Annotated in this window: 23 protein-coding genes; 8 read left to right on the top strand and 15 right to left on the bottom strand. The window is 63.5% G+C overall.

The annotated features are described in order from the left end of the window. Positions 1-108 precede the first annotated feature (108 nt). Both D8W71_RS10000 and D8W71_RS10005 read left to right on the top strand, forming a co-directional pair. Positions 109-783, top strand: a complete 675-nt coding sequence (locus D8W71_RS10000) for a DUF2848 domain-containing protein (RefSeq protein ID WP_121113118.1) — start codon at positions 109-111, stop codon at positions 781-783. Between the two features lie 24 nt (positions 784-807). Next, the gene (locus tag D8W71_RS10005; protein WP_121118922.1) at positions 808-1,167 is read left to right on the top strand and encodes an FKBP-type peptidyl-prolyl cis-trans isomerase; all 360 of its coding nucleotides are present in this window, start codon (positions 808-810) and stop codon (positions 1,165-1,167) included. 113 nt (positions 1,168-1,280) lie between these two features. Here D8W71_RS10005 and D8W71_RS10010 read toward each other — a convergent pair whose 3' ends face one another. From D8W71_RS10010 to D8W71_RS10025, 4 genes are read right to left on the bottom strand one after another with little or no spacing between them, the layout of a single operon-like run. Then, positions 1,281-2,582, bottom strand: a complete 1,302-nt coding sequence (locus tag D8W71_RS10010) for a sensor histidine kinase (protein WP_121113120.1) — start codon at positions 2,580-2,582, stop codon at positions 1,281-1,283. Continuing rightward, positions 2,579-3,280 carry a response regulator transcription factor gene (locus D8W71_RS10015; protein WP_121113122.1) on the bottom strand — a complete coding sequence of 234 codons (702 nt, stop codon included), beginning with the start codon at positions 3,278-3,280 and terminating at the stop codon, positions 2,579-2,581. Before D8W71_RS10015 ends, D8W71_RS10010 begins: the two co-directional genes overlap by 4 nt. 13 nt (positions 3,281-3,293) lie before the next feature. After that, positions 3,294-3,506, bottom strand: coding sequence for a hypothetical protein (locus tag D8W71_RS10020; protein WP_121113124.1), 213 nt, complete (start codon positions 3,504-3,506; stop codon positions 3,294-3,296). A 54-nt stretch (positions 3,507-3,560) separates the two neighbouring features. After that, a complete protein-coding gene (locus D8W71_RS10025; protein WP_121113126.1) occupies positions 3,561-4,691 on the bottom strand; it encodes a GGDEF domain-containing protein in 1,131 nt (376 codons plus the stop codon). Between the two features lie 68 nt (positions 4,692-4,759). On the opposite strand from D8W71_RS10025, the gene D8W71_RS10030 reads away from it, so the two are divergent. Next, positions 4,760-6,091, top strand: coding sequence for a cryptochrome/photolyase family protein (locus D8W71_RS10030; protein WP_121118924.1), 1,332 nt, complete (start codon positions 4,760-4,762; stop codon positions 6,089-6,091). A gap of 3 nt (positions 6,092-6,094) precedes the next feature. Here D8W71_RS10030 and D8W71_RS10035 read toward each other — a convergent pair whose 3' ends face one another. Both D8W71_RS10035 and D8W71_RS10040 read right to left on the bottom strand, forming a co-directional pair. Continuing rightward, complete coding sequence (locus D8W71_RS10035) at positions 6,095-6,997, bottom strand: DMT family transporter (RefSeq protein ID WP_121113128.1); 903 nt, start codon at positions 6,995-6,997, stop codon at positions 6,095-6,097. Between the two features lie 116 nt (positions 6,998-7,113). Beyond that, positions 7,114-8,970 carry a propionyl-CoA synthetase gene (locus D8W71_RS10040; RefSeq protein ID WP_121113130.1) on the bottom strand — a complete coding sequence of 619 codons (1,857 nt, stop codon included), beginning with the start codon at positions 8,968-8,970 and terminating at the stop codon, positions 7,114-7,116. A gap of 202 nt (positions 8,971-9,172) precedes the next feature. On the opposite strand from D8W71_RS10040, the gene D8W71_RS10045 reads away from it, so the two are divergent. Next, complete coding sequence (locus D8W71_RS10045) at positions 9,173-10,036, top strand: DUF559 domain-containing protein (RefSeq protein WP_121113132.1); 864 nt, start codon at positions 9,173-9,175, stop codon at positions 10,034-10,036. Between the two features lie 268 nt (positions 10,037-10,304). Then, positions 10,305-10,667, top strand: a complete 363-nt coding sequence (locus D8W71_RS10050) for a hypothetical protein (protein ID WP_121113135.1) — start codon at positions 10,305-10,307, stop codon at positions 10,665-10,667. Here the strand turns inward: D8W71_RS10050 and D8W71_RS10055 are convergent. The 6 genes from D8W71_RS10055 to D8W71_RS10080 form a co-directional block, all read right to left on the bottom strand. Further along, entirely contained in the window at positions 10,644-12,146 is a 1,503-nt protein-coding gene (locus D8W71_RS10055; RefSeq protein WP_121113137.1) for a carboxyl transferase domain-containing protein, read from the bottom strand. The two genes, D8W71_RS10050 and D8W71_RS10055, sit on opposite strands and share 24 nt — an antisense overlap. Before the next feature lie 33 nt (positions 12,147-12,179). Next, the gene (locus tag D8W71_RS10060) at positions 12,180-13,376 is read right to left on the bottom strand and encodes an ABC transporter permease (RefSeq protein ID WP_121113139.1); all 1,197 of its coding nucleotides are present in this window, start codon (positions 13,374-13,376) and stop codon (positions 12,180-12,182) included. Beyond that, positions 13,373-14,263, bottom strand: coding sequence for an ABC transporter ATP-binding protein (locus D8W71_RS10065; RefSeq protein ID WP_121113141.1), 891 nt, complete (start codon positions 14,261-14,263; stop codon positions 13,373-13,375). The genes D8W71_RS10060 and D8W71_RS10065 overlap by 4 nt, the downstream gene beginning before the upstream one ends. A 12-nt stretch (positions 14,264-14,275) precedes the next feature. Further along, positions 14,276-14,812, bottom strand: coding sequence for a hypothetical protein (locus tag D8W71_RS10070; RefSeq protein WP_121113143.1), 537 nt, complete (start codon positions 14,810-14,812; stop codon positions 14,276-14,278). Then, the gene (locus D8W71_RS10075) at positions 14,809-15,075 is read right to left on the bottom strand and encodes a helix-turn-helix transcriptional regulator (RefSeq protein ID WP_121113145.1); all 267 of its coding nucleotides are present in this window, start codon (positions 15,073-15,075) and stop codon (positions 14,809-14,811) included. Before D8W71_RS10075 ends, D8W71_RS10070 begins: the two co-directional genes overlap by 4 nt. 104 nt (positions 15,076-15,179) lie before the next feature. After that, positions 15,180-16,814, bottom strand: coding sequence for an ABC-F family ATP-binding cassette domain-containing protein (locus tag D8W71_RS10080; protein ID WP_121113147.1), 1,635 nt, complete (start codon positions 16,812-16,814; stop codon positions 15,180-15,182). A gap of 61 nt (positions 16,815-16,875) precedes the next feature. Between D8W71_RS10080 and D8W71_RS10085 the strand changes: the two genes are divergently transcribed. Both D8W71_RS10085 and D8W71_RS10090 read left to right on the top strand, forming a co-directional pair. Next, complete coding sequence (locus tag D8W71_RS10085) at positions 16,876-17,724, top strand: aldo/keto reductase (protein ID WP_121113149.1); 849 nt, start codon at positions 16,876-16,878, stop codon at positions 17,722-17,724. A 126-nt stretch (positions 17,725-17,850) separates the two neighbouring features. Beyond that, positions 17,851-18,672 carry a uroporphyrinogen-III synthase gene (locus D8W71_RS10090; protein WP_201265310.1) on the top strand — a complete coding sequence of 274 codons (822 nt, stop codon included), beginning with the start codon at positions 17,851-17,853 and terminating at the stop codon, positions 18,670-18,672. On the opposite strand, the gene D8W71_RS10095 is transcribed toward D8W71_RS10090, so the two are convergent. Next, a complete protein-coding gene (locus D8W71_RS10095; protein WP_121113153.1) occupies positions 18,569-20,683 on the bottom strand; it encodes an MMPL family transporter in 2,115 nt (704 codons plus the stop codon). The genes D8W71_RS10090 and D8W71_RS10095 overlap by 104 nt on opposite strands. A gap of 44 nt (positions 20,684-20,727) precedes the next feature. Next, positions 20,728-23,973 (bottom strand): BTAD domain-containing putative transcriptional regulator, encoded by a 3,246-nt coding sequence (locus D8W71_RS10100; RefSeq protein ID WP_121113154.1) that lies wholly within the window; start codon positions 23,971-23,973, stop codon positions 20,728-20,730. Between the two features lie 67 nt (positions 23,974-24,040). Between D8W71_RS10100 and D8W71_RS10105 the strand changes: the two genes are divergently transcribed. Further along, positions 24,041-24,727: a hemerythrin domain-containing protein gene (locus D8W71_RS10105; RefSeq protein WP_236077823.1), complete on the top strand. Its 687-nt coding sequence runs from the start codon at positions 24,041-24,043 to the stop codon at positions 24,725-24,727. On the opposite strand, the gene D8W71_RS10110 is transcribed toward D8W71_RS10105, so the two are convergent. Further along, on the bottom strand, positions 24,682-25,602 hold the full coding sequence (locus D8W71_RS10110; RefSeq protein WP_121118926.1) for a vWA domain-containing protein: 921 nt from the start codon (positions 25,600-25,602) through the stop codon (positions 24,682-24,684). The two genes, D8W71_RS10105 and D8W71_RS10110, sit on opposite strands and share 46 nt — an antisense overlap. Positions 25,603-25,642 lie beyond the last annotated feature (40 nt).

Consider the following 25,642-nt stretch of genomic DNA (forward strand, 5'->3'; position numbering starts at 1 on the left):
CTTGGATCACTCTATCCGTTGTACGGTCTCCATACTTGCTGTATACAAGACGTATGCGCAAGTGTTTCGGCGTATTGGAAACAATCAATTAACGAGAGGGCCTCCACGATGCTGACGTTCACGCTTGACGACGGATCCACCGAAACGGTCGAACCGCTCAATCTGCTCAACGCCGGCTACGCCGGTCGCAACCAGGAGGAAGTGGCTCACCACATCGCCGAACTGGCCGAGCTCGGCGTCCCCGCTCCCACGGTCACCCCCGCGCTGTACCCCATCTCGCCGTACCTCGCGCAGCAGACCGACACCGTCCACGTCCAGCACGGGCGCACCTCGGGTGAAGCCGAGTGGGCGCTGGTCATCCTGGGAGAAGGCGACGACGATGTTCTCCTGACCGTCGCGTGTGACCACACCGACCGCGATCTCGAGGTGCACAGTGTCGCGTGGAGCAAGAACGCGTCGCCCGACATTCTGGGAACAGGTGCATGGCGGCTGTCGGACGTCGCGGACCGTCTGGACGAGATCACGCTCAAAGCGTGGGTCGGGGACACGCCGATTCAGACCGGTTCCCTCGGCGATCTTCTGGCCCCGAAGTACTGGCTCGACGTCCTTCGTGAGCGCGGTCTGTTCAAGCGGGGAACCATCCTGATTTCCGGCACGATTTCCATGCACCCGGGCGTCGACCAGTTCGCCGAGTCCTGGAAGGTCGAAATGCGTGATCCGGCCACCGGCAACGAGCTGACCTGCGAATACCGGACAATTCTCATGCCTGCCCCGATCGGCTGACGTCGCCGACGTAAGGTGGAGGGCGTGACGAAGCCAATTATCGAGTTTCAAGCAGGCCCCCCGCCCATCGATCTTGTGGTGGTGGACTTGGTCGAGGGTGACGGCGCAGAAGCTGTTCCCGGCGGCAATGTCGAGGTTCACTACGTCGGCGTCGAGTTCGACTCAGGCGAGGAGTTCGACTCTTCGTGGAACCGCGGCGAGTCGATCAAGTTCCCGCTCCAGGGCCTTATTCAGGGCTGGCAGGACGGCATTCCCGGCATGAAGGTCGGCGGGCGCCGCCAGCTCACCATCCCGCCGGAACTGGCGTATGGCCCCGCAGGTCAGGGCCACCGGCTGTCCGGTAAGACTTTGGTCTTCGTGATCGATCTGCTGGACGTCAAGTAGTAATCGCGGCTTCGCCGCCCGTGCGCGCGTAGTGACAGAGCGACGTAACTACCCACTCACGACCCTGGCTACGGCTCGTGAGTGGGTAATTACGTTCGGCGGTCATTACGCACTCACGGGCGCGTCAGCTCTAAAACCAGGCGCGCTCCGCCGAGCGGACTGTCGGTGAAATAGGCCCGGCCACCGTGTAGTTCGGCCTGTTGCTCGACCAGAGCGAGACCGAGTCCCGATCCGCCCTTGGTCGCCGACGCCCCGCGGTAGAATCGATCGAATACCGATTCGCGTTCGGCGACAGGTATGCCGGTCCCGTCGTCGTCGACGGTGATCGTCACATGTGCGTCGTCCTCGGCCACGGAGATCACCACATGACCGGCGTTTCCGTGTCGAACAGCATTGATGATGGCGTTGTCCAGCGCCAGTCGTAATCCTGCTGGAAGGGCCTGCATCACCAACGAGTGATCCGAGTCGATACGCACGTTCAGTTCGGGGTTCTGACGCATCGCGTCCTGGGCTGCGACATCACAGATTTCGACGACATCGACCGGCGCTCGGTCGTTCTCACTCGACAGTTCACCGGACGCCAAACGCTCCAACGCCGAGAGCGTTGCCTCGACCCGCCCCTGGGTGCGCTGCAGATCGGTAAGAATCTCGCGCCTCTGAGGAGGTTCCAGATCGAGGGTCCGCAGAACTTCGATGTCGGTCCGCATGGCGGTCAGCGGAGTGCGCAGTTCGTGCGCGGACACGGCCGCGAAGTCCCGGGCCGTCCCCAGGGCCTCGTTGGTCCGGGCTTGGGCATCGCCGAGGCGTTCGAGCATTCCCGCAATCGCGATGGCGAGCTCGTCGGCTTCCTTCACGCCGGTCTTGGTCTCCGGCGGCATCGGTGGCTGGGCGCTCACCTGGCGGGTCAGCGTCACGAGCGGCTTGACGGCACGGCCGCCGAAGATCCAACCGAGGCCGGTCGACGCCGCGATCGCCGCCAGACCGCCGAAGATTACCCACCGTTGTTGATCGTCGGTGACCTGCTGCGCTTCGATTGCAGGCACGCCGATGGAGATGACGATGTTCGTCGCCGACACCGCCTCTGAGGTGTACACACGGAACCTGTTTCCGTCGACGTCGACCGTTTCGGATCCTTCGTCCAGCTCGGGCAGTTGGGTCGGTGTCGACGCAATGACGATGTCGCCGGTGCGGATGGTCACCGCGAACGCTCCGGAGCTGCCGAGTTGGTCGAGAAACAGTTCGAGACTTGCGGCACTCGGAATCAGCACCTGGGATGCCGTCGTCAATCGTTCGTCCAGATTGCTGACGTTGTTGCGCGAGATGATCACCGAGGCGACGACGCCGAGCGTGAGAACCACGATCGTTGCGCCCAGAGCGGTCGCGGCAGCGACCCGCGCACGCAGCGAGAACCTCATGAAGCGGCACGCAGGACGAAGCCGACACCGCGCACGGTATGGAGAACGCGCGGCTGGCCGTCGATCTCGATCTTGCGTCGGAGATATCCGACGAACACGTCGACGACATTGGTGTCGGCGACGAAGTCGTAGCCCCACACCAGTTCCAGGAGTCGTTCGCGCGTGAGTACCACCCCGGCGTTGCGCGCGAGGATGGCGAGGAGTTCGAACTCTCGTTTGGTCAGGTCCAGCTCGCGCTCGTTCACGTGTGCGCGGTAGCCGGGAATGTCGACACGAAGTCCGCCGACCACGATGGCCGATCCCGTTTCTGGAAGGGCAGGCACGGCAGTTCGGCGCCGCAGCATGGCGCGGATCCGCGCAACCAGCTCGGCCAGCACGAACGGTTTGGTCAGGTAGTCGTCGGCGCCTGATTCGAGGCCGGAGATTCGGTCGTCCACCGAGCTTCGAGCGCTGAGCACGCAGATGGGGACGTCGTTGCCCATCGCGCGGAGTGCCTTGACGACGCTTGCCCCGTCGAGAACCGGCATGTTGATGTCGAGAACGACGACGTCAGGTGCTCGCTGCGATACGACAGCGAGCGCTTGTCCTCCGTCCACCGCAGTGATGACGGTGAAGCCGGACAGGCGGAGTCCGCGCTGCAGTGAGGCGAGCACGTCTGCGTCATCGTCGACGACCAGGACTGTGGCAGATTCGGGCACGCCTTTCAGTTTCCTACGCCGCCCAGCTGTCCACCGTCATCTGACGTTCTTCGGGCGATTTGGCGAAGAAGTCTTCCAGCGCCTCGCGGCGGCTGCGGTCGGCGTCGAGGGTCCATGCCACCGTCGGCGCGTTGGCGTAGAGCTTGGCGTAGTACGACTCGAAGGTGCACGTGCTGTTCACCAAAGACGCGGCGCCCGGGAAGACTGGGGTTGCTGTTTTTCTCATGTATCCCAAGGTAGAAGGCCATTTTGGGCAACTGGTGAGGCAAGTATGGGGGAATCATGAGACTTCGGGGGAGGCGGCATGGGCGCGGTCACCGCCCGCCTTCTTTGCGCGGTACATCGCGTGGTCCGCAGCGGTGAGCATTCGGTCGACGCCGGCGAGAGCGACACCGGTGTCGGTGTTCGACGACATGGTCAGTGACGCCGTGCCGATGCTCGCGGTGACGCGTGGCGTCGACGATGTACGTACGGCCAGGCGCAACTGCTCGGCTGTTGCAGTCGGGTCGGAGTCGCGGCCGACGAGGACGACGACGAACTCTTCACCGCCGAGACGGGCGACCGCCGCGCCGGGGATGGCTTCCCTCAGAGACTTGGCCACCGACACGAGCACGGTATCGCCGGTGGCATGACCATGGGTGTCGTTGATCGACTTGAAGCTGTCGAGATCCAGAACGAACGCGGTGAAGCCTTCGGCTCCGTCGCGGGTCATTCGGCGGAGCTCGTTGTCCAACCCGCGGCGATTCAGCGTTTCGGTCAATCCGTCGACGCCGGATGCCTCGGCGTCAGCCGTGAGGAGTGAGGTGACGAGGAGAGTCATAACCGGGACGGTGCCGACGATCACGAGAACAGTCGCGGACAGGGCAACTACCTGGACAGGCGATGCGCCGTCAGCGACCTCTCTGACGGCCACCGCTGCAATGGCCACCAAAGCGACCCCAGTGACCGCGGCGAACACCCGCGGCCCGTGAAAGAAGACGACGTATCCACAGATCGCGGCGTAGCCGGTGCATTCGGCGAGTCCCAGATACGGAATGCTCATCATGTATGCCGTCTTGGCCATGAACACGCAGGTCGTGGCCACGAACAGTAGAGACGGCCACCTCCCCAGCCACGGGTTCGCACGCCAGAAGAGAGTTGCCCACGCTAGGTCGATTCCTGCCACGACCGCAGCGACCAGCAGGGCCGACCGCTCGGCATTCGCACCGAATCCGAGCTCGAAGAACAGGGGCTGAGTGCCGATCACCAGGATTGCGAGAACCACCGCCACCCTCGTGACGGACATCAGCCCGCGCTCGACGAGATATTCGGGAAAGGCGTCGTACCGGTGGGGTGTGCGCCATATCCGTGCGATGTCGCCGGCCAGTTGCCCGGCGAATCCGGGTCCGGACGTGACGTGCGGCTCAGGCATGGGGAGTACCGTACCGGTGGGTCAGCGCTCGTGGATTGTGTCGAGGCCCGTCGGGTATGACTGGTTCCATGACTGTGGTGTGGTTTCGACGTGACCTTCGAACGGCCGATCTCCCGACGCTGACCGCCGCGGCGGACTCGGATGGGCCGGTTCTGGGATTGTTCGTTCTCGACGACGCGTTGTTGAAGGCCTCCGGTGGACCACGTCGGGATTTCTTGTTCCGGAGCTTGGACGCACTGAACGAACAACTCGACGGGCGACTTCTCGTGGTCAAGGGACATCCCGAGACCGTCGTCCCCAAGGTGGCAAAGGCAGTCGATGCCGACGAAGTGCACATCAGCGCCGACTACGGCCCCTACGGCCGGGACCGCGATCAACGCGTCGGGAAGCATGTGACGTTGGTGGAGACGGGTTCGCCCTATGCCATCGCGCCCGGCCGCGTCACGAAGAACGACGGTGAGCCGTACCGCGTGTTCACGCCGTACTTTCGCCAGTGGATGGAGCACGGATGGCGAGGACCGGCGGACACGTCGGCGAAGACCGTCGACTGGCTGGACCCCAGTGACGTGAAAGGCCTTCCGCGACGGTCAAAGATCCCCACCGAGAAGGATGCTTCCGACGCCCCAGCCGGCGAGAAGGCAGCGTCCGAGAGCTGGGCGGAGTTCTTGGAGCGGGTGTCGGTGTACGACGACGAGCGGAACCGGCCGGACCTGGACTCGACGTCGCGCATGTCCGTGCATCTCAAATGGGGGACCATTCACCCCAGAACGATGCTGAAAGACCTTGCTGCACTGCGCAGTGAGGGGTCCGCATCGTATCGACGCCAGATAGCGTGGCGAGACTTCTACGCGGACATTTTGTTTCAGCGTCCGGACAGTGCGCGCGAGAACTACGACAAGAAGTTCGACAAGATCGAACTCGATACGAGCAAGCACGCATACGAGTTGTTCGACGCGTGGAAGGAAGGCAAGACCGGCTTCCCCATCGTCGATGCAGGTATGCGCCAGCTGAATTCGGAGAACTGGATGCACAACCGCGTGCGCATGATTGTGGCGTCGTTTCTCGTCAAGGATCTCCACGTCCCGTGGTGGTGGGGAGCGCGATACTTCATGGACCGACTCGTCGACGGCGATCTGGCAAGTAACCAGCACGGATGGCAATGGACGGCGGGAACGGGAACTGACGCATCGCCGTACTTCCGGGTGTTCAACCCGATCACTCAGGGTGAGAAGTTCGACCCCACAGGCGATTACGTACGCCGCTGGGTTCCGGAACTGCGTGGTGAGGAAGGCAAAGCGGTGCACACGCTCAAGTTCGGGCGTCCGAAGGGCTACCCTGATGCGATCGTCGATCACAAGCACGAACGTGAGGTCGCGATCGCCAGGTTCAAAGCGCTGTGACCTTCAGCGTCGTCGGGAAAGCCCGACTCCGACCAGGCAGATGACACCGCCCAGCACAGCGAGGATGTGTGGGATCTCGCCGAGGAGGAGCCATCCCATCAGGATCGTCAGTGGTGGAATGGCATACGTCGTGATTCCGAGGCGGCCTGCATTCATTCTCGTCAACGCATAGGCCCACGTGCTGAACGCCAGTGCGGTCGGTACGAGCCCGAGATAGATCAATCCGCCGGTTGCCTGCATCGACGCGGTGCCGAGGTCGTCGACGAGTGCAGGAGCGAACGGCAATGTGCACAGCGCCCCGATCGCACAGGCGATCCATGTGACTTGGAGACCGGGAATGGTTCGGAGAACTGGTTTTTGGCTCAGCACGCCGATGGCGTAGGTGGCAGCGGATACGAGGCACAGGGCGATGCCGAGGAAATCTGCGTCGGTCTTGGTGGTGTCGGTGGTGGTGACAGCGGTGACGACACCGACCAGGACAGCACCACTGAAGGCGATCGCTGCGCCGATCACGAGCCAGCGTGGGAATCCCTCGCCCAGAAGGAGGCCGGCGAAGATGGCGACGAGGATGGGCCCGATCTGAATCAGCATCGAAGTTGTGCCTGCATCGACGCGCTGCTCGGCGGCATTGAGCGCGACGTTGTAGATCGCGAACCAGAACACACCGACACTGAGAATCTGCAGCCACTGAGTTCTGTTCGGCTTGACCCACTTCCGCTGTACCAGCAAGATCAGTCCAAGTGCCAGCGTTCCGATCAGCAACCTTCCGAGCGCAAGCTGACCGGCTCCGAACGACGTGCCGACGCCGCGGATCGCGACGAACGCCGACGCCCACGACACGACGGTAATCGCGACGGCGCCGAGGGCGAGCCAGTCTGTCTTCTTCACGGCATCGAGCTGTGTCATGGCGTCGACGCTATCCTTCCGGGGGCCGGTTGGGCGCGCGGATTTCGGACAACGTTGCGCGACTTACTGCCGCCAGTGGTGCGCTTAGGTGCTCAGTTGGGCACTTAACCGCGCCACTAGCGGCGGAGCAGCTTTTCCAAGGCGTCGAGCACCGCCGGATCCTCGATGGTCGACGGCACTCCGTACTCCTCACCCGCGACGATCTGACGCATCGTCTTGCGGAGGATCTTTCCGGAGCGTGTCTTGGGAAGCGCGCCGACGATCGTGACGTCGCGGAAGGTGGCGAGCGCGCCGATCTGGTCACGCACCATCGCGACCAGTTCTTCGCGAAGCTGGTCTTCGGTGATGGTTTCACCCGCTTTCAATACGACATACCCACTGGGACGCTGCCCCTTGAGATCGTCGTGAATTCCGATGACCGCACATTCGGCGACGGCCGGGTGGCTCGCGACGACTGCTTCCATCGATCCCGTCGAAAGTCGATGTCCGGCAACGTTGATGACGTCGTCGCTGCGGCCGAGCACGTAGACGTAGTCGTCGGCGTCGATGTACCCCGAGTCGCCGGTGAGGTAATAGCCGGGGAACGTCTCGAGATACGAGCGCTGGAAGCGGTCCTCGTCGTTCCACAGGCCGACGAGGGTCCCTGGAGGAAGCGGAAGCTTCACGACGATGTTTCCCTCGGTCCCGGCGTCGACGCGGTTGCCGTGGGCGTCGAGAATCTCGACCTGGAATCCGGGCACTGCGACGGTCGGTGATCCCGATTTGATCGGAAGCGGTTCGAGGCCGCGGAGATTGGCGCAGATCGCCCAGCCGGTCTCGGTCTGCCACCAGTGGTCGACGACCGGTTTGTTCAGCGTTCGGGTAATCCACTCGTACGTATCGGGGTCGAGTCTTTCCCCTGCGACGAACAAGGTTTCGAGACTGGAGACGTCGTACTTCTCGAGTTCGGCGGCGTGCGGGTCGACTTTACGAATTGCCCGCAGCGCCGTGGGCGCGGTGAACAACGCTCGGACGCCGTGATCGGAGATGACGCGCCAGAACGCACCGGCGTCGGGCGTCCCGACGGGTTTGCCCTCGTACAGAACGGTGGTCGCGCCGGCGAACAGCGGACCATAGACGATGTAGGAGTGCCCGACGACCCACCCGACGTCCGACGCAGTCCACATGACCTGGCCCGGACCGATGTCGTAGATGTTGTGCATCGACCACGTCAGCGCAACCGCATGCCCACCGTTGTCGCGGACGACGCCCTTGGGCTTTCCGGTGGTGCCGGAGGTGTACAGAATGTACAGAGGGTCTGTGGCCTGCACCGAAACCGGTTGAGCCGGTGTAGCTTCGGAGGTTTCTGTGTCCCAGTCGAGCCACGTGTGCTCACCGGCAATTTCCTGGCGCGCCTTGACGATCACGGTGGGCTGCGGCGCCGTCGTCAGAGCAAGGGCCTTGACGACGATCGGCAGATACTCGATGACCCGGCCAGGCTCCAGCCCGCCGGAAGCGGTGACGATCAGGCGTGGTTGGGCGTCGTCGATACGCGCAGCAAGTTCCTTGGCAGCGAATCCGCCAAACACGACGGAATGCACCGCTCCAATCCTCGCGCACGCCAGCATTGCGACTACAGCCTCGGGAATCATCGGCAGATACAGCACGACGCGGTCGCCGGTGGTGACGCCGTTCTTCGTCAGAACTCCTGCGAACAGTGCGACCTCGGCGAGAAGCTCTGAGTAGGTATAGGAGCGTTGGGTGCCGAGCATCGCCGAGTCGTAGATCAGCGCCGTTCGGTCACCGTTACCGGCGTCGACATGGCGGTCGAGAGCGTTGACGCACGTGTTGAGCCGGCCGTCGGGAAACCACCTGCTGTCGTCGAAAGCCGTGGTGGGAGGGGTCGTCCAGTCGACTCCGGCGGCTGCGTTCAGCCAGAAGTTCTCTCGGTCGGAGATGCTGTCGTCGAATGCTTTCCGGTACTCGCCACTCATGTCTGCAGCCTAGTGCGGAGCATGTTGCAAGGGGGTACCGTTCGGCGGGATCGGTCTGGTCGTGGTTGCAGCGGCAGTGGTTGCCCCACACTTCGACAACTGACGGGTTTCCCCGCTATCTCGCGCAATATCGGGCAACGAGTCCCACCAGAACCGTTCATGCACCTGAAAAATTGTCGGTGGTCTCGACGATTGTGTGCCGATGGGGATAACAACGAGAGCGCAGTTGATAGCGCAGGGCGTGAGTGCGAGTGGAATTTCGCGCCGCGCGCGTACAGGGGAACTGACAAGGCTTCTACCGGGGGTGTACGCGACGGACAAGCCGGACTTCATGGACCTGTGCCGAGCTGTTGCAAAGTGGAAGCCGGATGCAGTGTTCAGTCACTCGACGGCCGGTTGGTTGTGGGGACTGATCGAGGTCGAGCCGGAGGTCGTCGATGCGACTATCGCGCGCAACGCACAAGACAGATCGCCCGACTGGGTCGTGTTCCGGCGACGTGCTCTTCCCGAAGTAAGCGTCCGCTGCGGACTACGGGTTGTCTCGATAGAGGAGGCGTTCGTGGACCTGGCAGAGGACTTACCCAAGGCGGAACTGGAGAAGTTCTTCGATGATGCCGTCGACAATCATCTGCCCTGGCGACGGGTCGCTCAGGTCGTCGATACGTGCAAAGGAATGGAAGGGATGTCAGCCCTTCGAGAACAGCTCCGACGGTGCTGCCCTGGTACGCGATCGGAACCCGAGCGGATGGTTGCTCGCGCTTTGTCTGCTCGAAACTTCGCGTTGGAGATCAATGCACGCGTTGGCCAGTTCTACGGCGACCTCGTCGATTTTCGGGCCCGGGTGATCATCGAAATCGACGGTCGGGCTTTTCACACTGCAGCTGACGTATTCACCAATGATCGGCGACGTCAGAATCAGTTGGTACTGGAGGGATGGCTGGTGCTTCGGTATTCGGTGGCGACAGTCCAGGCCGACCTCGATCGTGTGGTGGACGAGATCATCACCGTGGTTCGCAAACGGCGAGATTCGGTACGAGCCACGTCGCGCACCCTGCCCCGCGGGTGATCGGGACTGATTGCCCAATACTTCAGGATCTCCCGGGGAATCCCGGTCGATCCCGAAATATTGGGCAATGACGCCCAGCGAAGCCGCGTCGAATCGGTGCCGTAGCTCCCTGGAGGCCTGAGATACCCAGCACGGTGCAGGTGGCACTCACTTTCCGGACAGCAATTCCGGCGGCAGATGTCAGCACACCGTTCGGGGAGTGGACGCGAGCGTAAGAGTTCCGTCAAAGTGATGGCGCAGGCGATCGGGCGTCACGAGACTTGAACCCGTGACCCTTTTCGAACTTCTTCCGTCATTGAAGTCCGCGTGTCGACCTCGCTTCGATCCCGCGATCTGGCCGTCGTCCACGCACTATCACCTGGGGCGAATCGTCATAGGCGACGTCTTCGTCGAGGATTACGCCGATTGTCACGGCACCCCGAGCATGCTCGACGGCGTATTCGTCACCCGAGTGCGGTCGGTGATTGTCGGTATCGTGCGGATCGACGGCGAGTGCATCCCGGAGGTGGGAGAAATCGCGGGCAGACATTCGGTCGGGCCGCGTCAGTTCTTTGCCCTCGGTGATACGAAGATCGAACTGCCGTCCGATGTGCGGGCAGGCGACGTCCTAGCGATTGTCCCGAAGTCCTAGCCGGCGGTAGCGGTCCATCCGTCGGGTGAGGCGGTTGCCTTCTGCGCATTGGATCTCGCGAAGTTCTCGGGCGATCGCACCTGCTACGCGCGTCGAGAACTCGACGGGTTCCTCTGCGGCGTCGGGATGTTCCGGAATTACAGCGTCGACGATTCCGTCTCGAAGGAGGTCGACCGAGCGGATACCCTGAGCTTCGGCCATGTCTGCGGCATGAGCGGTGTCCCGGTGGACGATCGCGCTGGCTCCCTCGGGTGGAAGCGGTGCAAGCCAGGCGTTCTGCGCGCACAAGGTTCGGTCGGCCGGAAGCAGCGCGAGCGCTCCGCCGCCGGTGCCTTGCCCGAGAAGCACCGAGACCGTGGGTATGTCTACGGTGACGAGATCGCTGATGCAGCGGGCGATCTCGGGCGCGATACCGCCCTCTTCGGCTTCCTTGGACAGTGCCGCACCGAACGTATCGATCACCAGTACCAAGGGAATTCCCAGCTCCTCGGCGAGCTTCATTCCTCGGCGAGCTTCTCGAAGGGCACCTGGACCCATCGTCGCCGTGACGCTGTGGCTACTGCGATCGTTGCCGAACACCACGCACGAGATGCCGCGGAACCTGCACAACGAGAGCAGAATTGTTGTGTCGGATTCGCCTTGTCCCGTGCCGCTGAGGGGAACTTGTTCGGTTGCAGCATGTTCGAGTAGCTCTCGCACGCCCGGGCGGTCGGTTCGTCGGGACGCTTCGACCGAATGCCATGCGGAACGGTCCGGAATATCGGCGGCTGTCGGTGCCGGCTCCAGGTCCTGCGCAGGCTCCGATTCTCCGCTGACGACGCGCAGAGCCCGGACGAGTAGGTGCCGGAGGCTGTCCACCGGAACCACCCCGTCGATGACGCCGTGGTGATAGAGATTCTCGGCCGTCTGAACGCCGCCGGGAAAAGGTTTGTCGTACAACGCTTGATAGACCCGGGGGCCGAGGAAGCCGATCAGTGCGCCAGGTTCGGCGAACGTGACATGGGCCAGCGACCCCCACGACGCGAAGACCCCGCCTGTCGTCGGGTTGCGGAGATAGACCAGATACGGCAGGCCGGCCTGTTTGTGCAGAGTGACAGCTCCGGCGATTTTGACCATCTGCACGAAGGCCAGAGTGCCTTCCTGCATTCGAGTGCCGCCGGAGGTGGGAGAGGCGATCAACGGCAGCTTCTCGGCGGTGGCTCGTTCGATGGCGGTCACGATGCGCTCTGCTGCCGCGACGCCGATCGATCCGGCGAGGAAGGCGAACTCGCACGCGATGATGGCGACCGGCCTGCCGTCGATCAGGCCCGTTCCGGTGACCACCGACTCGTCCACGCCGCTCTTCTCGCGTGCTTTCGCCAGGTCGGCTGCGTACTTCGGACCAGGCGAGACGTCGATCGGCGGCAGGTCCCACGACACGAACGATCCGCCGTCGAGAACTGCATCGAGTATCTCGGCGGCGGACGTTCGTTCGGTCATAGTGGAAGTTTAATCGGAGGCTCTACTCCTGCCTCAACGAGCGAAGGCTTCCTTCCACGTCACGGTCTTGCCAATGCGCAGGATCGAGCGCTGATAGATCTTCGCCGCGATGACGGCGAGCCCTGCGGTGGTGGCTGCCATGATGAGGGCGGTGCCGACGATCTGGTAGATCGGCGCGACTCCTGCCGCGATGCGCAGCGGCATCATGACTGCGGAGAACGGCGGGATCCAGCTCAACACGTTGCTCAGTGTGCTCTCCGGATCGCCGACCGAATAGAACGCGGCGAAGAACATTGCCATGATCAACAGCAGGAGAGGCATGGTCGTCGAGTTGACGTCCTCCTGGCGGGAGACCATCGACCCGCCTGCGGCGTACAGGACGGCGAAGAACGCGAACCCGAGAACGAACCACCCCAGTGTCCCGGCGAAGACGCTGAGCGCGGTGCCGGTGACGGTCAGTGTCCCTGTTGCGAGCCCGGCCCCCACACCGGCCGCGCCGTACAGCGCAAGCTGCAGAATTCCGACGGCGCCGATGCCAATGATCTTGCCCCACAGCAGTTGCAAAGGCTTGACGGTGGAGAGCAACAGCTCGACGACGCGAGACGACTTCTCCTCGACCACACCCATCGCGACGTACATTCCGAACCCGATTATCTGGGCGTACAGAATGAACACCGCTGCAAGGGACAGTGCGACCCGTTGTCCCGCTTCGGGATCCGGCGGATCGATGGCCTCGACGGTGACCACCGCGTTTGCTGCCGCTTCTGCCAACGACGCGCGGTCGACACCTTGTTCTGCGAGTGCCGCATCGGTTGCCTGCGACGAGACGCTGCCTTCGACGACGGCCCGAAGCGCACCGGTGAGCTCAGAGTCGGTTATCGCGGTGTACGCCCCGGCGTCGCCAGGTACGAGAGCGACTGCCACATCGCCTGATTCGACGTCGGAGCGCGCGGCACCGGCATCGGAGATCTCTCTGATCTCCACGGGATTCCCGACGGTGTCGCCGGTGGCGCTGATCACGCTGGCGATGGATTGATCGCCGACAATTCCGACTACGTCACGGTCCTCGTCGTCCCCTCCGGAGAAGATGGAGTACGCGATGATGCCACCGATGATGACGGCGAGGATGATGACGTTGGAGATGACGAAGCTCTTCTTCATCACCTGGACGGTGAACTCGCGCTTGGCAATCAAGCCGATCGCGCGGCTGGAGGAGACTGCGGTACTCATGCGACGGCCTCTCTGAACAGGTCGCTCAGCGACGGTTTGTGGAAGGAGAACTCGTGCACCGGTCCGGTGGCCAGTGCTCCGCGGAGGATGGCTTGGTCATCGGTGCCCGGTGCGATGCTCAGGATCGTGCGTCCGCCGGTGTGACTGATCACTCGGGCGCCCGGGATGCCGTCGGCCCAGCCTTGGGGTGCCTGTGGTGCGTGGACTTCGAGTTGGGAATCGCCGGTGCCGCGGAGCTCGTCGACCGTGCCGACGGCTTTCATGGAACCTGCCGCGATGATTCCGACTCGATCGCACAGGCGCTGAACGAGGTCCAGTTGATGACTGGAGAAGATCACCGGCACGCCGGACGACGCCTTCTCGCGCAAGACCTCGCTCATGACGTCGACTGCCACAGGATCGAGGCCGGAAAACGGTTCGTCGAGTACAAGGACTGCAGGGTCGTGGATCAACGCGGCGGCGAGCTGAACGCGCTGCTGGTTGCCGAGGCTCAAGGCGTCGACGGTGTCGTTCAGTCGTTCGGAAATGCCGAGTCGCTCCGTCCACCGCTGCACGGCAGTCTTGGCATCGCTCGCCGACAGTCCGTGTAGCTCGGCCAGATACGCAAGCTGGGGGCCGACTTTCATCTTCGGATACAGGCCGCGTTCCTCGGGCATGTAGCCGATGGTGCGTCGGACGTCGAGGTCCACGGGCTTGCCGCCGAGCAATACCTGGCCTGAGTCTGCCGACAGGACGCCGAGAGTGATGCGCATGGTGGTCGTCTTGCCTGCGCCGTTGCTGCCGACGAAGCCGAACAGTTCGCCGGGATGAACATCGAATTTCAGGGAGTCCAGGGCGATCTTGTCGCCGTATCTCTTGGATATGTTGTCGATCGTGAGGGTGCTCATGGTGCCCTTTCGTTAATCGAGGTCTTCGGGTTCGGGATCAGGCGTGATCCAGGCGAGAATGACGGCGGGGGAGCAGATTCCGGCCAGTAGACCGACGAGCGTCCAGAGAGCTCCGGCGTAGGCGAGACGCTCGTTGTCGTATCCGGTGGCGAGGAAGATCAACACGAACACCGAGGCCATGACCAGTCCCTGGGTGATGGTCAAACCGATCGAGCGGGCCTCGTTGCGCTGCTGAATCTCCCATTCGTCGAGTGCGCCCATCGGAGCGTCGCTCTTACGACCGGAGACCGTTTGCAGCATTGTCCACGACACCAGGAAACCCACGGTGGCGACGACCCAAAGAATCGGCGCCCAATGCCAGAACAGAGACAGTATCGAAATTGCCAGCAGTACAACAAGAATGACGACGACGGCGACCGCTAGCATCCGCCGGCGCTTCTGGTTGCGCCACTTCGGTAGCCGGTGACGCATTTTGGCGTCGTTCTCGAGGAATCGACGCGTGCGGTAGGCCTGGTAGCGGGTCAGGATGTTCGAGTCGGAGGTACTCATGGTTCCCTTCGAAACAGTTCGGCGGAGAGTGGTCCGAGTTCCTTGCGTGAGAAGACTGCTTCGACGGGAAGGTCGAAGACTTCGCAGATTCGCAACGCGAGGTCGAGACTCGGGTAGTGGTCGCCCCGCTCGAGGGCGCCCACCGTCTGTGGGTTGACTTCGATGAGTTCGGCTAGTTGCGCGCGGCTCATCTTTCGTTCGGCCCGCAGAACTCCCACCCGGTTGAAGATCGGGAGCGTGTTCCCACGCTTTACGGGGCTCATGGAACAAAGTGTTGTATAAACCCAACGATCTGTCAACACCAGACTTCGCCCCAGTGGCACGGTCAAGTGCCGCAGTGGGCACTCAACCGCGCCACTGGCGCATCTCAGCTTTCGGTCAGTTGTCCCGCTCGCATGGTCCACCGACGCGTCGCCCGGACGGTATCGAGCATCCGCCTGTCGTGCGTGACCAGCAGGAGGGTCCCTTCGAAGTTCTCCATCGCGCGCTCGAGTTGCTCGATCGCGGGTAGATCGAGGTGGTTGGTCGGTTCGTCGAGCACCAGAAGATTCACCCCACGGGCTTGCAACAGGGCCAGGGCGGCACGAGTTCTCTCACCGGGGGAAAGGGACTCAGCAGGTCTGAGCGCATCGTCGCCGCGCAACCCGAACTTGGCGAGCAAGGTGCGGACCTCGGCGTCGGGCCAGTCGGGCACCGCGGCGCTCAAGGACTCCGAGACGGTGGCCGAACCGGTGAACAGTCCGCGCGCCTGGTCGATCTCACCGACGGCGACTCCGGAACCCAGGGACGCGGATCCGTCGTCGGGAAGCAGTTTCCCCAGGAGCACGTGCAGCAAAGTGGTCTTCCCCGAACCGTTTTCGCCGGTGATCAGTACTCTGTCACCCCATTCGATCTGCGTCGTGACAGGTCCGAACGTGAAGCCCTCGCGCCGAACTACCGCGCCGCTCAGGACCGATACCACAGTCCCGCTGCGAGGCGCCACCGCGATTTCCATCCGCAACTCCCATTCCTTGCGGGGCTCCTCGACGACTTCGAGCCGTTCGATGCGGCGCTGTGTTTGACGGGCTTTCGCGGCTTGCTTCTCGGTCGATTCGGCTCGGGTCTTGCGTGCGATCTTGTCGTTGTCCGTTGCCTTGCGACGGGCATTGCGGACACCGGATTCCATCCAGTTGCGTTGCATCTGGGCGCGGGATTCGAGTGAGGACTTGGTGTCGGCGAACTCGTCGTACTTCTCCCGCGCATGCTGCCGGGCGATCTCACGTTCGGCGAGGTAAGACTCGTAGGTGCCGTCGTAGACATCGATGCGGTGCTGCGCGCGATCCAACTCGACGATGCCGGTGACGGTCCGCTTCAGGAACTCGCGATCGTGGCTGACGACCACGATCGCGGCCCGGGTCTCGACCACGAATCTCTCGAGCTGCTCCAGTCCGGCGAGGTCGAGATCGTTGGTGGGCTCGTCGAGCAGCAGGATGTCGTACCGGGCGAGGAGGATGGCGGCGAGACCCGCTCGTGCGGCCTGGCCGCCCGACAGGGCCGTCATGAACGCGTCACCGGCGACGTCGAGACCCAGGTCGGCAAGGACCTTGGCAGTCCTCTCGGCGAGGTCTGCTCCTCCGAGGGCAAGCCATCGCTCGAGCGCGGGGGTGTAGCGATCCTCACCGTCGTCCGTTCCCAGTGCCTCGGCTGCGTCGTTCATCGCCTGCTCAGCGCCGGTGACACCCGTCCTGCGCCCGATGAAGTCGAGAATCGTCTCCCCGTCGATCCGATCGGGTTCCTGCGCGAGATAGCCGACGGTGGCGTCGGGCGGGCTGGTGTAGATCTCGCCCTCGGAATCGGCGGTTCCGACGCCCGCAAGAAGCGTCAGTAACGTCGACTTACCTGCACCGTTGGCTCCGACGAGGCCGATGACGTCGCCCTCGGTGACAGTGAGGTCGAGACCCGAGAAGAGTGTGCGGTCACCGTGGAAAGCGGCAAGGTCATCGATACGGAGCGTTGCAGTCACCTGCGACAGTATTCCCTGCCTAGTGGGGAACACACGCCGTCAGCCATGAGTTGGCACTTGTATGACGTATTCACCCGAGACCAGTACTGTTCCGACAATCGTGCTCAATGACGGGCACGCGATCCCCCAGCTCGGCTTCGGCGTGTGGCAGGTTCCCGACGACGGTGCACAGGCTGCAGTGGCGGAGGCTTTGAAGGTCGGGTACCGCAGCATCGACACCGCCAAGGTGTACGAGAACGAAGCAGGCACCGGCAAGGCTATTGCGGAGTCGGGTATCGCCCGTGACGAGCTGTTCATCACTACCAAGCTGTGGAACGACGACCAGGGCTACGACTCGACGCTGAAGGCATTCGACGCCAGCATGGATCGCCTCGGTCTCGAATACCTCGACCTGTACCTCATCCACTGGCAGCAGCTGGACCGCGACAAGTACATCGACACATTCAAGGCGTTTCAGAAGCTCAAGGCCGATGGACGCGTCGGTTCGATCGGCGTTTCGAACTTCACGATCCCGACGTTGGAGAAACTTATCGACGCCGTCGGCGAGACGCCGGCTATCAACCAGATCGAGCTTCACCCGCGCCTGATTCAGGAAGAGCTGCGGGCATTCCACACCTCGAAGGGCATTGCCACCGAGGCATGGAGTCCTCTTGGATCCGGCACCGTCCTCGATGACCCGGCCTTCGCGCCGATCGCCGAAGCTCACGGCGTCACGCCGGCCCAGGTCATCCTGCGCTGGCACATCCAGCTCGGCAACGTGGTGATCCCCAAGTCCGTCACCCCCGAGCGGATCAAGACTAACTTCGACGTGTTCGGGTTCGAGCTCTCGAACGACGAGATTCAGACGATCAACGCGTTGGACTCCGCCGACGGCCGTACCGGCCCGGATCCGGACAAGTTTTCGGCGTAACCCCCCGTGCGTGCGTAGTGACACTCCAGTGTCACTACGCACGCACGTGCTGGTCGAGGTCGTGAGCGCGTAGTTACGGCGGGCGGTGCTTTTGCGCGCACGGGCGCGCAGCGCATAATCCTGGGCATGGGACCGCTGACGGGCAAGACGATTGCACTGACCGCCGAGCGCCGGGCGGACGAATTCGCGGTTCTTCTCGAACGCCGCGGGGCCACGACGATTCACGTTCCCGCCATTCACGTGTTGCCGCTGATCGACGATTCGGACCTGCGTGAGCAGACGGCCCAACTCATCGCCAGGCCTCCGCAGATCGTGGTCATCAGCACCGGTATCGGTTTCCGAGGCTGGCTCGATGCCGCCGAAACCTGGGATTCCCGCCAGGAACTTCTGGACGCCCTCGAGGCCTCGCGCATCATTGCGCGAGGCCCCAAGGCTCGTGGTGCAATTCGTGGCGTCGGCCTACGAGAGGTGTGGTCTCCCGCTACGGAGGCTTCCCAGGAGGTGGCCGATCACCTCGAAGCCGAAGGAATCGTCGGCGTCGACATCGCGGTCCAGTTGCACGGCACCATTACCGAATGGGAGCCGACGATTCACCTGGGCGAGTCGCTCGAACGACTCGGCGCCGACGTTCGAGCGATCCCCGTCTACCGCTGGATCCGGCCGGTGGACCAGGGCCCCCTCATCGACCTGCTGGCCAAAATTCTGAACCACGAGGTCGACGCCGTCACGTTCACGAGTGCGCCCGCCGTCGCCTCGCTTCTGTCGACAGCCAAGGACAACGGCCTGCTCGACGAATTCCTCACAGCACTACGAGGTCCCGTCTCCGCCATCTGTGTCGGGCCGGTCACTTCGGCGCCACTGGATGTCCTCGATGTTCCGACGCGTATGCCGGAGCGGGCGAGGTTGGGTGCGTTGGCGAAGTATGTGGTCGACGAGCTCGGTTCTTGAACGGTATCCACCAATTCCACTGTCCCAGCAGCGTCATGGTCGCGGGGACCAGTACCATTCGCACGATCGTCGCGTCGACGAGGACCGCGGTGGCAAGTCCGACACCCATCATCTTGATGGTCACGTCGGCGTCCATTGCGAATCCGAGGAACACGGCGATCATGATGGCTGCAGCGCTGGTGATCACCCGTCCGGTCGACGCGACCCCGTCCACCACCGAGGAGTGGGCGTCACCGGTGCGCAACCACAGTTCGCGGACCCTGGACAGCAGAAACACCTCGTAGTCCATGGACAGCCCGAACAGGATGGTGAACATCAGAATCGGAACCCAGCTCGACACCGGTACCGCATGCGGAAGGCCGAGTGCCGAAGCGCCCCAGCCCCACTGGAAGACCGCCACCATGACGCCGTATGCGGCGGCAACCGACAATAGGTTCATCGCAGCGGCTTTGAGAGCTACGACGATCGACCGGAACACCACCGTCAGCAGTACGACCGACAAGGCGACGACGAAGGCCACGACGAGCCAAATGCGTTCGGCGACCTTGTCGGTGATGTCGGAAAAGATCGGTGTCACGCCGGTGGCGATAACACCATCGGGCAGCACCTCTGACCGAAGGTGTTGCAGCAGTGCCGCTGTCGCTTCGTCGCTCGGTCCTGTCGTGGGTTCGAGCGTCACGACGGCCGTGTCGCCTGTAGCATTTGTCAGCGGGGCGCTGATCGACATAATGCCTGGCTCGCGAGAAAGTTTGTCAATCAATGCAATCGGAGATGTCCGACTGAGATCCACAGCCAACATGAACGGCCCGTTCGCGCCCGGCCCGAATTCGCTGTCCACAAGGTCGTAGGCGAGACGGGTTGTGTTCGACGTCGGCTGAGTCCCCGCGTCCTGTGGCCACATGCGCATGTCGAGCACGGGCGCCGCGAGCACGGCCAGCAACATCAGAGCGGCAAGACCGAAGACGACGGGTTTGCGGCACACCATGCGCGCCCAGCGTTCGGTACGCGACGGACCTGCGGAAACGGGCACTTTCTTGCGCAGCAACCGCTTGCCGGCCAGCCCGCACAGCGCGGGCACGAGGGTGATCGACGTGAGCATCACTGCGCCCACCACGGCCAACGTTGCGTACCCCATCGACGCGTAGACCGGAAGCCCAGCCAGTCGGAGACCGAGCAGGCACAGCAACACCGTGCTCCCGGCGAATACCACGGACACTCCTGCGGTCGAGTTCGACTGAAATGCAGCCTCTTTCGACGACAGACCTGATCGAAGGCCGTCGGCGAAGCGAGTGACGAGCAAGAGCGCGTAGTCGATCCCGACGCCGATGCCGACCATGGTGGCGATCGTCGGTGCCATGGGGCTGATTTCGGTGATCGAGGCCAACAGCACGACTGTCCCCGAGCCGATGCCGACTCCGATGACAGCTACCGCGATCGGAAGCCCGGCGGCAACAACGGATCCGAAGGCCAGCAGCAGGATCACCAGTGCGACGACGATGCCGACGGCCTCTGCCGCACCTCCCGGCTTACTGATGTTCTCGGCGACCTGTCCGCCGAGTTCGACTTGAAGTCCCTCGCGCTCGAGCGGTGCGGTGGCCGAGCGGAGCGCATCGATACCGTCGGTGCCCTCGAAATCGGTGACCGGGATTCGGTACTGGACCGATACCAGCGCAGTGTCGCCGTCGGACGAGACGCGTGCAGGCGAGACAGTGCCGACACCGTCCAGCGCTTCGAGTCTGCCGCGTAGGCCGTCGAGAACAACCGGATCCAGTGCCACGTCGTCGTGCACCACGACCCGAGCATCGGTCCCGGCGAGGTCGGGAAACCGCTCTGCGAGCATGTCGCTGCCCGCGATCGAATCGAGGCCCTCCACGTGGTAGTTGTCGTGCATCTGTCCGCCGAATGCTCCTGCGGCACTCATCGTTGCCGCGAACAACACGACCCAGACGGCGACGGTTCGCCAGGGGTGGGCAGCGCACGAAGCGCCGATTCTGCCGAGCAAGATCCTCATGTGGAAGCTCCTTCATGTGTGTGGTCCACACAGACTGAGCCGACTCACTTGGAGTCTTCTTGGGGCTTTCTAGTCGCCATGGAGATCCACCGAGGGTTACCCCACGCATGTGCAAGCTCCAACGCCTTGACCTGGTGACGGACCGCGAGATCGGTCTCGCCGAGAGCTGCAGCCAGACTGGCCAGCACTGTGTCGACGGGACCGATCACGTAGGTCCCGGTGGCAATCCCTGCCAGGCGTCCGGAGAATCTGGCCAACGACAAGTACACCTGCCGGGCTTCGTCGACTGCGTCCGTCGCAACCACTGCCATTCCGCGCAGCGTCAGGAACAGAGATTCGAAGAAGTCGTGGCGTATCCGGCCCGCAGAGCGCCTCACCTCGATCGCTTCGTCGAGCTCATTGCGTTCGACGAGGACGAGGGCCAGCAGGTCCGCGGCAACGTCCGGGTATTGCGCGTAGAGCATCCGCAACTCGGCCTCGAACGTCCCCAGCGTCCCAGACGTCACCGCGGTAGTGACATACGCCAAAGCGTGTATGACGTCGGCGTTGACGGCGAGGCTTGCCCGCAACGCGGCACCTCCGACGTCGAAATAGTGGTGGGCGTCGTCGAGTTCGCCCACCGCGTGTGCGAGCATTCCGCGGGCGAGTTGACACGTTGCAGAAGCCTGCTGCCAGCTGTAGTTCTCGGCGAGTGCAGACTCTGCGTCGAGATGTGCACGCATCGACTCGAATCTGTGTTCTGCGGCGTCGACCAGAAACGCGCCGTGATGACCGATCATCGTGAACACCGGCATGTCGTTCGATGTCCCCAGTTCGATCAGCTCTACCGAGAGCGTCATTCGCCGCTCGGGATCGAGGTCGGACGCGACCAGATTCCACAGGGCATTCGTCGCAAGCCCGCGAATTTCCGGCTCGCCGAGATTCAGTGACAGCGCGTACGCCCGCTCGGCAGCGTCCATCGCCCGGTCGTCGAGCTCTCCCCGGATCTCGTCGACGAGCGCGCAGAGTAGTCGGCACGCCGATGCGTCGTCGAGATCATCCCTGGCGAGGGCTCGTTCGATCAGCTCCACGAGTCCGGCGTCGTACGCGCCGTATTCGCGCTTGAGCCACGTCGTCGGCAGCTCGCCTGCAGTCAGGGTGCGGATGAGAAGATCGGTGCGGCCGGAGCGTTCGGCGATGGACACCGCTTCCCGACGCGTCACTGCGGCCCCGATACTTGCGCCGCCTGCGACCTGGGCGGAGATGCGTCGTGCGAGCAAGTCGATATGTTCCTCGACGGAGCCGTGCGGCAGCCGGGACCAGGCGGTGAGCGCGTCGGTGTAGAAGCGGGCCGCGGATGCATGCGAGTATCTGCTGTCTGCCTCGGCGGCGGCAGCCACCGAGAAATCGAGTGCCTTGCGAATATCGGTGGATGCTGACAACTGCGAATAGTGCAGTGCCAGAGCGGGATAATCCGGCTCCGCCTGCCGCTCCAGCAGCGCGCCGATGCGGGTGTGCCACCGGCGACGGCGGAGTAGCGTCATGTCGGAGTACAAGGTATCGCGCACGAGTACGTGCGTGAACCGAATTCGTTCCGGATCGCTGTCGTCGATCAAACCCGCGACCACTGCAACGTCGAGTGCGTCAAGGGCGGTATCGGTGTCGAGTTCGGCTGCCTCGAGCACGATATCCAGCTCTGCCTCGCGTCCGAACATCGCTGCAAGCCTGAGCATTACGACGGTCAACTCCGGCAGTCGTGCGAACCGTCGGCGGAGGACGTCTCGAACCCCCTCCGGCACTTCGGAGGTGGCGACAACGTCACCCTCGCTGCCCAGCAGCAGTGCACTCTCACGAAGGTAGAAGGGATTTCCCTGCGTGCGCTCGTCGAGCGTCCGCATCGTGTGGTCGTCGGGAGCCCGGCCGGATACGTGTGCGACGAGCGCCGCCGAGTGTTCGGCACTCAGACCACCGAGAGGAAGTCGTGTCGGTGACTGCGCGGCAAGAGAGCCGATCGTCTCGTCGAGTTCGGGATTGGTCTCGTCCGGCCTGTACGCGGCGACAATACGCATCCGAGGGGAAGACTCACGCGCGAGCGCGACGAGCAACGAGAGCGTGTCGGGATCGGCTCGGTGCAGATCATCGAGCACGAGCGCGAGCGGGGTGCTCACGGATATCTCGGACAGGTAGTCGACGACTGCGCGCCGAAGTAGAAAACTGCCGTGAGGCCGGGATTCGGCTCTCGAGAGGTGTACGTCCAACAGGGGCGCCAGGGCATCCGCATGGACGCCGGGGTCGACACGCGCCGTCGCCGTACGAAGAATCTCGGTCCATGCCCATGCAGGCGGCGCACCGCCGGATTCTGGACAGCGTCCGGTGAATACGGACCACCCGCGAGATTCGAGGCGCGCTCGCGCCTGCGCCAACAGCGCCGACTTCCCTGAACCGGCCTCGCCGGAGACGAGCACGATGCTCGACGTCGTCTCCGTGATCGCGTGGATCTCGTCGATCCGGCCGAAGAATTCGGCGTGAGTTACAGCAGGGGTCGAGATGCCCAGTGCAGTAACGGGTTTCGGGATCGACACCCGATGGGCGAGAACGTCTGCTTCGAGCTCGACCAGAGCGGGCCCCGGATCGAGTCCGAGTTCGTCGCCGAGCGTCGTCCGTGCCCGTCGTAGTGCGGACAGAGCATCGGCTTGTCTTCCGGCCCTGTACAGCGCGAGCGCGAGAAGACGCCAACTTTCCTCGCGCAGAGGGTGTTCGCGGGTGAGATCGGTGGCATCGAGCACTGCATCCGCGGCGGATCCGTCGTCCAGCATGGCGGCGACGAGCCGCTCCCTCGCGACCGTACGCAGCTCGGTCAGACGAGCGATCTCGGCCTGTGCCCACGGCTGCCCCGCAACTTCGGCGTAGGCATCTCCGCGCCAGAGAGCAAGCGCGTCGGTCAGCATCTCACGGCGATCGGTACCGGTGGCGCCGCGCACCAGGGCGTCGAACTGCCACGCGTCCACCGACTCGACCGGCAGTCGGAGTGCATAACCGGGCGCCTTGCTGATCAAGATCGACGACGGCGTCCGTGGCGCTCGGCCGGGCTCGAGAGCCCGTCTGAGATTCGAAATATATGCCTGCAAGGCGCCGATTGCCCGTGCAGGAGGTTCGCCGTTCCAGAGGTCGTCGACGATCCGGTCCATCGACACCACGTTTTCGCGGGCGATGAGGAGGATCGCGAGCACGCTGCGCTGGCGGGGGCCGCCGAGATCGATGGATCCCGACGCTCCCTCCGCGCTGATCGCACCGAGCACGCTCACCTGCACGCGAACAGACTAGAACAGCTAGTACGCCACTAGTGGACTACTAGAGCAGTCGGCGAGCGTTACGGCCATGACGAACACACAACCCGACACCAACAACATGGTCATCATCCACCAGTGCTTCCGCGACCAATTCGCGGCGCTGCCGACACTGATTCACTCGATTCCGGATGGGGACGCCACCCGGGCAGGCGTCGTCGTCGATTTTTTGACCGAACTCACGACGGCGCTGCACTACCATCACGTCGCCGAGGACGAGGCGCTGTGGCCTGTGCTCTTGGGCCGGGTGAAGGACACGTCGGCGATCCTGTCGATGGAGGAGCAACACGAGCGGATAGGAGAGTTGATCGACCTAGCCCTCGGTCAGGCGTCGGCGTTCCGCACCTCCGCGCGTAGTCGACGCGGAGACGCACTCGCCGATACGTTGACTTCTCTGTCGACAGCACTGAACGAGCATCTCGACGACGAAGAGGCCATTGCGTTGCCGTTGGCCGAGCGGCACCTGACGATCGAGGAGTGGGCGCTCGTCGGTGAGATCGGCCATGCCTCCATACCGAAGAACAGGATGCTGGTAATTCTGGGTTACATTCTGCACAGCGCGACACCCGATCAGCGAACATTTTTCCTGGCGCAGAACCCTCTTGCCGCACGCCTGGCGTGGAAACTCCTAGGCAAGAGGAAATTCGAGGCCGACTATCGACGGGTATACGGTCACCCGTCGAAGAACGCAGTCAGTGCAGGTCCGACATCGCGGTAGGTACGGACGGTCCGGATGCGGCCGTGTCCCAGACGCGCGAGATCGCGGCCGAGATCGGTGTCGTTCTCACCCGAGGTGTCGAGCAGAACATCGAGCCGGGGGATCGCCGACGCGACGTACCGCGGATCCGGTCCGGCATTGTGCACGCAGTCCGAGAGAAGCAGCACCCGTTTATCGGGCGAAGACACCCCACGGAGAAGACTGGCCGCGGTTTCGAGCGCGAACTGCACGTTGGTCAGTCCGCGGGCCGGAATGCTCAGCACCGTGTCCAGAATTCCCAGCGGAGTCGTCGGATCGCCGAACGTGGTCAGCACCGCCGCGTCGGACCAGAACGCGACAACCGCGAGGTCGTCGGAGTTCAGTTCTCCGGCGAGGGCACCGACCGTGGCCGCGGCTGTTCGAACGCGTTCACCTTTCATCGAACCCGAGATATCGACGACGAGAACGACCGACCTCGACGTGCGCAGCCGCTCGCGTACGACGATGTCGTCGTCCTCGGGAAACGGGTTGGCCGCGAGAACGTCGACGGTCCGGTCCATGTCGAGCTCGTCGGAGCCGTCGCGGTACCGGAGCGAGGTCAGTTCGCCGATCCCGCGCCGCGCACGGTCGTCACGCCGTGGGCGGCGAACCGCCAACCGCGACGCGATCTTTCGAGCGCGGGCGCGGGTGGCTGCATCTGTCGTCGACTCGTGATCGCTCGCCTCCCGTAGGGATATCACCTCGGCGGACTCATCGGTGAATCCTGGCGCAGACGGGTTGTTCTCGCCGTTGGCTTTGCCGGCCCGGCGGCGACCGTCGACGACGAGGACCGCGCCACCACCGCCGGGTCGATAGAGCGAGGGGGAGTCGTTCAGTTGTTTCGGTTTGCGGCGCAACGGCTTCAACGTGCCCGACTGCTTACCAGGTGTGCGAACG

Source organism: Rhodococcus sp. P1Y, assembly GCF_003641205.1.
GTDB lineage: Bacteria > Actinomycetota > Actinomycetes > Mycobacteriales > Mycobacteriaceae > Rhodococcoides.

What these genes read in the sequence shown, in the direction of transcription:
- D8W71_RS10025 (WP_121113126.1), bottom strand. Translation starts at nt 4,691, where the DNA reads ATGCCTGAGCCGCACGTCACGTCCGGACCCGGATTCGCCGGGCAACTG.
- D8W71_RS10075 (WP_121113145.1), bottom strand. Translation starts at nt 15,075, where the DNA reads ATGAGCCCCGTAAAGCGTGGGAACACGCTCCCGATCTTCAACCGGGTG.
- D8W71_RS10000 (WP_121113118.1), top strand. Translation starts at nt 109, where the DNA reads ATGCTGACGTTCACGCTTGACGACGGATCCACCGAAACGGTCGAACCG.
- D8W71_RS10030 (WP_121118924.1), top strand. Translation starts at nt 4,760, where the DNA reads ATGACTGTGGTGTGGTTTCGACGTGACCTTCGAACGGCCGATCTCCCG.
- D8W71_RS10085 (WP_121113149.1), top strand. Translation starts at nt 16,876, where the DNA reads ATGACGTATTCACCCGAGACCAGTACTGTTCCGACAATCGTGCTCAAT.
- D8W71_RS10045 (WP_121113132.1), top strand. Translation starts at nt 9,173, where the DNA reads ATGGGGATAACAACGAGAGCGCAGTTGATAGCGCAGGGCGTGAGTGCG.
- D8W71_RS10090 (WP_201265310.1), top strand. Translation starts at nt 17,851, where the DNA reads ATGGGACCGCTGACGGGCAAGACGATTGCACTGACCGCCGAGCGCCGG.
- D8W71_RS10105 (WP_236077823.1), top strand. Translation starts at nt 24,041, where the DNA reads ATGACGAACACACAACCCGACACCAACAACATGGTCATCATCCACCAG.
- D8W71_RS10020 (WP_121113124.1), bottom strand. Translation starts at nt 3,506, where the DNA reads ATGAGAAAAACAGCAACCCCAGTCTTCCCGGGCGCCGCGTCTTTGGTG.
- D8W71_RS10010 (WP_121113120.1), bottom strand. Translation starts at nt 2,582, where the DNA reads ATGAGGTTCTCGCTGCGTGCGCGGGTCGCTGCCGCGACCGCTCTGGGC.
- D8W71_RS10055 (WP_121113137.1), bottom strand. Translation starts at nt 12,146, where the DNA reads ATGACCGAACGAACGTCCGCCGCCGAGATACTCGATGCAGTTCTCGAC.
- D8W71_RS10070 (WP_121113143.1), bottom strand. Translation starts at nt 14,812, where the DNA reads ATGAGTACCTCCGACTCGAACATCCTGACCCGCTACCAGGCCTACCGC.
- D8W71_RS10060 (WP_121113139.1), bottom strand. Translation starts at nt 13,376, where the DNA reads ATGAGTACCGCAGTCTCCTCCAGCCGCGCGATCGGCTTGATTGCCAAG.
- D8W71_RS10095 (WP_121113153.1), bottom strand. Translation starts at nt 20,683, where the DNA reads ATGAGGATCTTGCTCGGCAGAATCGGCGCTTCGTGCGCTGCCCACCCC.
- D8W71_RS10065 (WP_121113141.1), bottom strand. Translation starts at nt 14,263, where the DNA reads ATGAGCACCCTCACGATCGACAACATATCCAAGAGATACGGCGACAAG.
- D8W71_RS10035 (WP_121113128.1), bottom strand. Translation starts at nt 6,997, where the DNA reads ATGACACAGCTCGATGCCGTGAAGAAGACAGACTGGCTCGCCCTCGGC.
- D8W71_RS10040 (WP_121113130.1), bottom strand. Translation starts at nt 8,970, where the DNA reads ATGAGTGGCGAGTACCGGAAAGCATTCGACGACAGCATCTCCGACCGA.